9 protein-coding genes are annotated in these 8,314 nt (G+C 38.1%); 7 read left to right on the top strand and 2 right to left on the bottom strand.

The genetic code is table 11. The features are described 5' to 3' along the window. Nucleotides 1-257: 257 nt before the first annotated feature. The 4 genes from qoxA to qoxD are packed head-to-tail and all read left to right on the top strand — an operon-like array spanning nt 258 to nt 4,057. On the top strand, nt 258-1,187 hold the full coding sequence (gene qoxA / locus N8M93_RS22290) for a cytochrome aa3 quinol oxidase subunit II (RefSeq protein WP_261134834.1): 930 nt from the start codon (nt 258-260) through the stop codon (nt 1,185-1,187). A gap of 49 nt (nt 1,188-1,236) precedes the next feature. After that, the gene (gene qoxB, locus N8M93_RS22295) at nt 1,237-3,171 is read left to right on the top strand and encodes a cytochrome aa3 quinol oxidase subunit I (protein ID WP_261134835.1); all 1,935 of its coding nucleotides are present in this window, start codon (nt 1,237-1,239) and stop codon (nt 3,169-3,171) included. A gap of 3 nt (nt 3,172-3,174) precedes the next feature. Next, a complete protein-coding gene (qoxC, locus tag N8M93_RS22300) occupies nt 3,175-3,771 on the top strand; it encodes a cytochrome aa3 quinol oxidase subunit III (RefSeq protein ID WP_261134836.1) in 597 nt (198 codons plus the stop codon). 1 nt (nt 3,772) lies between these two features. After that, nucleotides 3,773-4,057, top strand: coding sequence for a cytochrome aa3 quinol oxidase subunit IV (gene qoxD, locus N8M93_RS22305; RefSeq protein WP_261134837.1), 285 nt, complete (start codon nt 3,773-3,775; stop codon nt 4,055-4,057). A gap of 345 nt (nt 4,058-4,402) precedes the next feature. Here the strand turns inward: qoxD and N8M93_RS22310 are convergent, their stop codons facing one another. Then, nucleotides 4,403-4,672 (bottom strand): hypothetical protein, encoded by a 270-nt coding sequence (locus N8M93_RS22310; RefSeq protein WP_261134838.1) that lies wholly within the window; start codon nt 4,670-4,672, stop codon nt 4,403-4,405. An 816-nt stretch (nt 4,673-5,488) separates the two neighbouring features. On the opposite strand from N8M93_RS22310, the gene N8M93_RS22315 reads away from it, so the two are divergent. Beyond that, the gene (locus N8M93_RS22315) at nt 5,489-5,983 is read left to right on the top strand and encodes a hypothetical protein (protein WP_261134839.1); all 495 of its coding nucleotides are present in this window, start codon (nt 5,489-5,491) and stop codon (nt 5,981-5,983) included. An 18-nt stretch (nt 5,984-6,001) separates the two neighbouring features. Next, complete coding sequence (locus N8M93_RS22320) at nt 6,002-6,253, top strand: hypothetical protein (RefSeq protein ID WP_261134840.1); 252 nt, start codon at nt 6,002-6,004, stop codon at nt 6,251-6,253. A 122-nt stretch (nt 6,254-6,375) separates the two neighbouring features. Here N8M93_RS22320 and N8M93_RS22325 read toward each other — a convergent pair whose 3' ends face one another. Next, nucleotides 6,376-6,942, bottom strand: a complete 567-nt coding sequence (locus tag N8M93_RS22325; RefSeq protein ID WP_261134841.1) for an alpha/beta hydrolase — start codon at nt 6,940-6,942, stop codon at nt 6,376-6,378. 431 nt (nt 6,943-7,373) lie between these two features. Here N8M93_RS22325 and N8M93_RS22330 point away from each other — a divergent pair, with 431 nt between their 5' ends. Beyond that, a complete protein-coding gene (locus tag N8M93_RS22330; RefSeq protein ID WP_261134842.1) occupies nt 7,374-7,658 on the top strand; it encodes a hypothetical protein in 285 nt (94 codons plus the stop codon). Nucleotides 7,659-8,314 lie beyond the last annotated feature (656 nt).

Genomic DNA, 8,314 nt, shown 5'->3' on the forward strand with positions numbered 1-8,314 from the left:
TATAAGATACTTTCTTCAGTATAAGCGCAACTAAGGCTCAGCCTTCGCCAAAGGCATGGCTTTGCCAGGTTTTCTTTATGCTTAATGTGACAATATTCAGATAATCGACAAAGGTTTGTCAAAGGTTTTTAGCAAATTAGTGACAACGTTCATAACTTCACAAAGTATGGCGAAAAACCTGATAAAATGGAGCCAAGAAAGATGAAAAAATACTTATTTTCATAGATCTATTTAATTGAGAAAAGAGGGGAACGTGTATGAAGCTCAAGTTGGCATTGTTTGCCGTCATGATGTTTATACTTACCGTGCTGACAGGTTGTGAGCAATTGACCGTATTGGATCCGAAAGGACCACAAGCGGAAAGGTTAGCTAGTGACATCAAGTTGACGATGTTGATGATGGCGGGAATCGTGATTGCAGTATTCGTATGGCTTGTGATCATGTTGGTGAAATACCGTGCATCCAAACAACCAGCAGACTATGAACCACCTCATATTGAAGGGAATCCGTGGGTAGAAGGAATTTTGGTCGGGATTCCGGTTTTGATTGTTGCGATCCTATCTATCGTTTCTGTTCAAAGTAACTATATTGTGGAATCGGCCCCGCAAGGATACGAAGAAAAAGAACCATTGGTCGTCTATGCTTCATCCTCGGACTGGAAGTGGCATTTCAGTTATCCGGAAGAAGGGATCGAGACGGTCAACTATTTATACATCCCAACTGATCGGCCACTTGAATTCAGATTGTATTCACACGGACCGATCACGAGTTTCTGGATTCCTCAGCTCGGTGGGCAGAAATATGCAATGGCCGCACACATAACGAAGCTTCATCTGGCAGCTGACGTTGAAGGAGATTATATGGGACGTAATGCCAACTTCAGCGGTAAGGGATTTGCTGAGAACAAATTCGATGTAACAGCAATGTCCCAGGAAGAATTTGATGATTGGGTGAAAGAAGTAAAATCAACAGCTGAACCGATCACTGAGAAAAAATTCGAGAAACTGCTGGAACCAGGTCATCTTGGCAGGATGACGTTCACAGGGACACACTTAGAGTTCTCACCGGCTCCTGAACATCATCATGAAGGTGACAAGTATAAAGAAGATAAGCATTCTGATGAACATCACTCAGCTTCAGATAAGAAAAATTCAGATCACGACGATCACAAAAACCATAACGAATAAATGAACAGATTTTATCGATTAACGATATTCTCGAAAGGAGTCAAATCGTATGGAATTCTTTGAACGATTTGCCATACCACATCCGAGTTTTGCGATATATGCATCCATGGTGGCAGCCGGTCTTACGCTGATCGCGATAGTCGCCGGCTTGACCTATTTTAAAAAATGGGGCTATCTCTGGCGGGAATGGATCACGACTGTCGACCATAAACGAATCGGGATCATGTATCTCATCTCTGCTTTATTGATGCTTTTCCGTGGTGGCGTAGATGCCATCATGATGCGTGCTCAACTTGCTGTACCAGACAATACGCTTTTGGATTCACAGCACTATAATGAAATTTTTACAACGCACGGGGTCGTCATGATCCTATTCATGGCAATGCCGTTTATCATATTCTTCATGAACTTTGTCGTACCACTGCAAATCGGTGCGCGTGATGTTGCGTTTCCACGTTTGAATGCGCTCAGTTTCTGGCTGTTCTTCATGGGTGCGATGCTATTCAACATTTCATTCATGGTCGGCGGATCGCCTGACGCAGGATGGACATCGTACTTCCCGCTTGCAGATGGAGAATCTGTAGGTTCGCACTATTATATGATTGCGATTCAAATCGCTGGTATCGGTACATTAATGACAGGAATCAACTTCATTACAACGATTCTCAGAATGAGAGCGCCAGGCATGACGTTGATGAAAATGCCGATGTTCACATGGGCTTCTCTCATTACGAGCGTGATCATCGTGTTCGCTTTCCCTGTATTGACCGTTGCACTTGCTATGGGGACGATGGACCTCTTATTCGGAACTCAGTTCTTTACAGTGGATAATGGCGGAATGGCGATGCTCTGGGCTAACCTGTTCTGGGTCTGGGGACATCCTGAAGTATACATCCTGATTCTTCCGGCATTCGGGATCTACAGTGAGATCATTTCAACCTTCGCTCGCCGTAACCTTTACGGCTATAAATCGATGGTTGGTTCCATGGTACTGATCTCGCTACTATCCTTCGTCGTATGGGCCCATCACTTTTTTACAATGGGTCAGGGAGCATTTGCGAACAGCATCTTCTCCATCACGACGATGGCGATTGCGGTTCCGACAGGCGTCAAGATTTTCAACTGGCTGTTGACCTTATGGAAAGGTAAAATCGAGTTCACGACACCGATGCTCTATTCGATCCTTTTCATTCCGCTCTTCACACTCGGTGGGGTGACAGGTGTCATGCTTGCAATGTCAGCTGCGGACTATCAGTACCATAATACGATGTTCCTTGTCGCTCACTTCCACAATGTGATTATCCCAGGTGTCGTGTTTGCGATGCTTGCTGGTCTGACGTTCTACTGGCCGAAAATGTTCGGTTTCATGTTGAACGAAAAAATCGGAAAGTGGACTGCATGGTTGCTTTCGATCGGTTTCCTTTTAGCATTCATGCCGATGTATGTGACAGGATTGGACGGCCAGGCACGACGTATGTACACGTATTCTGAATCAACAGGGTTCGGACCGTTGAATATGGTTTCATTTATTGGAGCGGCGGTCATGGCAGTCGGTTTCGTATTGATCGTGTACAACATCTACTACAGTGTCCGCTATGCTTCAAGAGACATCAGTGCAGATCCTTGGGATGCACGTACGCTTGAGTGGGCTACCCACACACCGGTACCTGAATATAACTTTGCGATCACACCGGAAGTGGCATCAAGTGAGGCGTTCTGGGACGTCAAGAAAAAAGGACATGTATTGTTCAAAGGGGAATATGAAAAAATCCACATGCCGAACAACAGTGGTGTACCTTTCATCATGAGCTGTATTTTCTTTGCATGGGGCTTCTCGCTCATATTCAGCTTATGGATTCCGGCGATCATCACCACAATTGGAATCTTTATATGTATGACATTGCGGTCATTTGAGAAAGATCACGGACATTATATTTCTGTGAAAGAGATCGAAGACACAGAATCAGAAATGCGAGGTGCTTAAGAAATGAAAATTGATCACTCGCTGCCGTTAGAATATAGCACAGAAGAAAATCGTTTGAAGGTTTTAGGGTTTTGGATATTCCTTGGTGCGGAAATCATGCTTTTTGCGACGCTGTTCGCATCGTATTTTACACTCTCTGATCGTACTGGTAACGGTCCGACCGGTGCGGAGATCTTCCATATTACGCCGGTGTTATTCGAAACAATCTTACTTTTGACAAGTAGTTTTACGATTGGACTAGGGATCCATGCGATGCGTCTTGGCAGAAAAAAAGCGATGATGGGATTCTTCATCGTCACGCTTCTGCTGGGGCTTGCATTTTTAGGCGTTGAGATCTTTGAATTCGTCACATATGTGCATGAAGGAGCAGGTATACAAACGAGTGCGTTCACCTCAATCCTGTTGACCACATTAGGAACACACGGGGCACACGTGACGCTTGGTCTGTTCTGGGGTCTTTACATCCTCATCCAGGTGAAAAAAGACGGCTTGACTCCTGAAACAGGCAATAAATCCTTTATTTTCTCGCTTTACTGGCATTTCTTAGATGTCGTTTGGATCTTTATTTTCAGCTTCATCTATCTGAAAGGAATGATGTAATATGAGCGAATTATTTCCTCTCAAACAGGTGATGGGATTCGTCTTTTCCCTGGTCCTGACTGCAGTTGCTTTAGGGGTATATTATTTTGACATGTCGTTTGCTGTAGGGATGACCGTCCTTCTTGTCACTGCTTTCATACAAGCAGGGCTTCAGCTCGTCGTGTTCATGCACGCAGGCGAAACCGAAGACAAAAGTGCCATTTATACCAACGTATACTACGGCGTCATCATCGCTCTCGTGACGATCTTTGGTACACTGCTCGCATTGGTCTGGGATATGGGATAAGCTTATAAAAGCAAGGGGCTGACTCAAACTTAAAGGTTTGGGTCGGTCTTTTTTTGTATTTATGGATTTTTCTGAAGGCGTAACGGACATCTGAGCCGTTATTTGATCGCTTTAGGTGTTGTTTTAGAATTTAACGGACACCACAGCCGTTATTTGTGAACAAATGAGCTGATTTACTATGATTTTAACGAAATAAGAGCGCTGGTGTCCGTTAGTTTCTACAAATAGCCTATATTTTGAAAAATAAGGGTTCCTGTTTCCGTTAACGAATTTTTCAAAAGCAAAAAATTGCAGCCTATCGTTCGGCTGCAATCTTATCGTTCATATGTAAGCATTTTAATCGGATCAAAGCTTGCCAAAAGGCGTGTTTTCTTTTGGTTGAAGTGGATTTGATGGAATTCCTTTATCACTTTTCGCAAGCATTTCTTCCGTTGCTGCAAAAAACAATCCGATCAGGAAGATAAAAACAGAACCCACTATGGTTCCGATACTAAGCGAAATCAAAAGACTGGAACCGTTTACAAGAAAACCGAATAAAAACATCATGATACCTATAGAAAGAACTGATCCGCCAACGAATTTGGTAGCGTTCAATAATTTTGTCCGTGATTGCATGTTCTCAACCCCTTTCCTCTATTATTCATCCTCCTTCACAAATTTGTCAAATACTTTTCACCGTTTGTACACACTTTTTGGTTTCTTGATCATTATAAGATAGCCTTCATTCAATAAGAGTAAAGGATCGTTTTCTTTAACTAGGGCGTTTAAATTAAATTTATGTGAATTTACTTATTGTGTTAAATTCTTTGATTTGAAATAATTGGTATAAAACAAAATGGAAAAAACATACTCCAAGTATAGGCTGATGCTGCTGCCTTTTCTGTCATTCATGACGACATCCATGTCGGCCAAATTGAATCAATGAAACGAATGTTAGTTGTATCTGCAAATAAAGGGTAGTAAACAACAAAACTCTTATTCTGCAATCGGGCAGGATTGTTAAAGAAGGAATGCAGATGGGGCTTAACGGACTGGAGAGCCGTTATTTGTTACAAAAAATCCAATTTCAGTATGATAACGGACACCAGAGACGTTATTCGTAAAAAAGTCTATTGCTTTTGATGATTTTAAGCAAATAAGGTCTCCTGTGTCCGTTAGGTTTTATAAATAAGTCATTCTTCCTCAATCGGGAGCATATCTGAAGTAGGATATGTCTCTTTATTATGAAATTAATGATTGAGTTAGATCTAATAATTTGAAATAATTGGTATTAAAGAAGTAGGCATTTTTCCTGAGGAAGTGATTTAAATAGTATTAATCGGAGTGAATCATTAAGACATTGGAGGAGTGTAATGTTAAACAGTTTATCTCTTTTTGGAAAAGTGAATTTATACTTTGGAATCATACTTTTATTATTAGGTTGTTATTTACTTGTTGAAGAGATTAGTAATAGCACATTCAGATTCCCTAATTCTTTTGCAATTGTTTTTTTTTACTTTAGGAATATCTATTACTCTGTCTTCATTTATGTCAAGTGCTACTGATAAAGATATAGCAAATAAAATCACTATAAATAATTTAAAAAGAAAAATGGTCGAAAACAATTTTGATAGTGCGTTAATTGAAGCATTAGTATCCGTATTTGAAAAGAGAATTAATAAAAATGGTGAAAAAGCATTTCAACAATGGATATATAATTTAAATTTCAACGTACCTGAGGAATTTCAAAATCAGGAAAGGGCTATTAAGGTTTATCAGAGGTCAAGTGTATGGTTTGAAGAAGAAATAATTAAATTAGAAAAAGAAACAGAATTACCTTGGGAAATCCAGGCAGAAGATCTTATTAATCCAGATGAAAGAGTGCGGAAAACGCAATTAGTAATAAGGCATAGGCTTACGGAATTAACAATGGATTTACTTGATTAATTTTAGATAAGTAGTGAGGTGAAAAAATTTGAAAACAATTTTGTTGTTGGATTATTTATTGGGGTAAGTCCAGAGGAAATACAATTTAAACGTAATGTAAAAAATCTCAGAAAAGAAAAATGGTTCAGTGATCTATATGGAAATGCATACATATATGAACAAATTACACAAAATGGAGAAGCAAGAAAATATTTATCCCAAAAAAATATAGTTAATAAGCTTAGAAGCGATAAGAATGAGAAAGATTTGTTCTTAAAAATGGTTAAATAACTGTTCAGCAAACGGGCGCAATTCTGTAACAAGAGTTGTACTCTTTCTTTAGGAATAGGGCTAGATTGTTAAGGAGTTTTTTTAAATTTTAAGGTGTCACGAAAAGGTGACACCCTCAATATCTATATATTTTTCATCATATTATTTAAAATATCATAAACCAATGGAAAAGTAATGAAACCATCATCTTCTAGAAAATGACCACCCTTTTCAACAGAGTAAAAGGAGGTATTCAATTGATTTGATAAATTTTGACTTAATTGAAAAGGAACAATATAGTCATCCTTTGCCGCAATAACAGCACGTGAATTAGTTGCTGAAATTATTTTTTTATAACCCACTTTTGTAATTGTAAATGGATTTAGTGAAGGTAACGATGATAATGGTTCTGAAAAGCCAGAAACAAGAATAAATCCCCCAAACCTTGGTAACGGATCTAATTGATCTAGGTAATTCAATAGCGTTATAGACCCTAAGCTATGTGTTACAAAATAAGTGGTGTTATCTACATTCTTTATTTTATTAGTTAATGTTTCCAACCATTCTTCTTTCTTTGGGTCAGACGAATTTGGCATATGAAGAACCGAAACTTGATTATCATCTGCTATTAATTTTTCTTTTAACCATGGGAACCAATGATTAGTTGGTGAAGCTCCATATCCATGGATAATATATACTTGCTTTCCCATTTCTACACTCCTTTCTTTTTATAATACAAAAACAGTATATTACTGATACAAACCCATATAAAAGTAGATTGCTTTTGCTTGAGGTTCAACCAAAGGTTAAGAGTTAGACAAGAGGATAAAAGAGCTGTTATTTAAATTAAAAAAGTTGATATCACTGCAGCAGTAATAATCTGAAATAAAAGGGCGCAATTCAAGAATATTGGATAACGTCCTTTGTTCCGTTATAGGGGGCGAGAGCTGAAGATCAATATGGTGATCTCCAGCTTTTCCTTTATACAATAACTGGGCAATTTTGTTCAATAAGAAATCACAAAAGGAATGAGCATTAACAGTGAAATTAGATTAGACGTATTAATGTCTAATAAAAAAGTAATGCAAAAAATTGAGATGAAGCACATTTTTATTATTACACGACATATGGAGGTATAGTTATGTGGGTAATATTAGGGGGTATTGCTATAGTAGCAACTTTTATAAATCTTTATATGTATACAGTAGGAAAGGATTATAAACTTGCTATGGCGATGGGATTATCATTTACAGCATTAACACTTTGTGCAGATTACAGTTATGTATCTCGGTGGGTGAAAGTGGAAGATTGGGCGGCTTTATCGGATGTAGTACCTGGTATGGCAAGGGCATTCTGGTTTTTGACCATTGTTTCTATCTTACTAAATATAGCACCTATATTTTTAGAACTAAAAGGTAAGAAATAATTACTTATTGGGCGGGGGTATATATTGAGTACAGTTGTTTATATGGTGAGACACGGCGATAAGTAATAAAAAGAGAAGGAGTTTTCTTGTTTTATGTTTTTTTCACGCTGGACTTTATTACAGGTGGTTACCATTTCTTTATTGGGAATCGTCGCATTCATAACAGATTTGTTTAAGGAAGAAATAGCGATATCACAATCCACGGCGAATTCGGATATGATCATACGCTTATTAATGACATTGTTATTCCTTATTATAGTAATTGGGTTAATTAGTTTACTGATTTATTTTCAAACGAAGAAAAGTCCAAAATTTTTAATAAATCCAATAAGGAACAAAGTGCATATTTTCATATCTCTTTTGTTTGTGATTTCATTAATGGCATTTATGAGTATTTCTCTTACATATATTGAATTTGTACAAAATAATCGTTGGGTTATATATATGTTCCTTTATTATTTTGTGCTTTTAATAAACATAATCGTTCTATCCATTTTACACAGAAAAAAGAAGAACTCTTCTGCTGAAAATGAACTGTATCCCGAATAATGGACACTTATAAAAAAGTCCACTATTCGGGATTTTTTGTGTTAATTCAATCAGAAAACCCGTTATAATCAAAACAAATGGAGAGAACGGGGAATTAATTATGAATA

The organism is Bacillus sp. Marseille-Q3570 (genome assembly GCF_946151055.1).
Classification (GTDB): Bacteria; Bacillota; Bacilli; order Bacillales; family Fictibacillaceae; genus Pseudalkalibacillus.

Excerpts from the sequence above, each read along its gene's own strand:
- qoxC (WP_261134836.1), top strand. The coding sequence starts at position 3,175 with ATGAAAATTGATCACTCGCTGCCGTTAGAATATAGCACAGAAGAAAAT.
- qoxB (WP_261134835.1), top strand. The coding sequence starts at position 1,237 with ATGGAATTCTTTGAACGATTTGCCATACCACATCCGAGTTTTGCGATA.
- N8M93_RS22325 (WP_261134841.1), bottom strand. The coding sequence starts at position 6,942 with ATGGGAAAGCAAGTATATATTATCCATGGATATGGAGCTTCACCAACT.
- qoxD (WP_261134837.1), top strand. The coding sequence starts at position 3,773 with ATGAGCGAATTATTTCCTCTCAAACAGGTGATGGGATTCGTCTTTTCC.
- N8M93_RS22310 (WP_261134838.1), bottom strand. The coding sequence starts at position 4,672 with ATGCAATCACGGACAAAATTATTGAACGCTACCAAATTCGTTGGCGGA.
- N8M93_RS22330 (WP_261134842.1), top strand. The coding sequence starts at position 7,374 with ATGTGGGTAATATTAGGGGGTATTGCTATAGTAGCAACTTTTATAAAT.
- qoxA (WP_261134834.1), top strand. The coding sequence starts at position 258 with ATGAAGCTCAAGTTGGCATTGTTTGCCGTCATGATGTTTATACTTACC.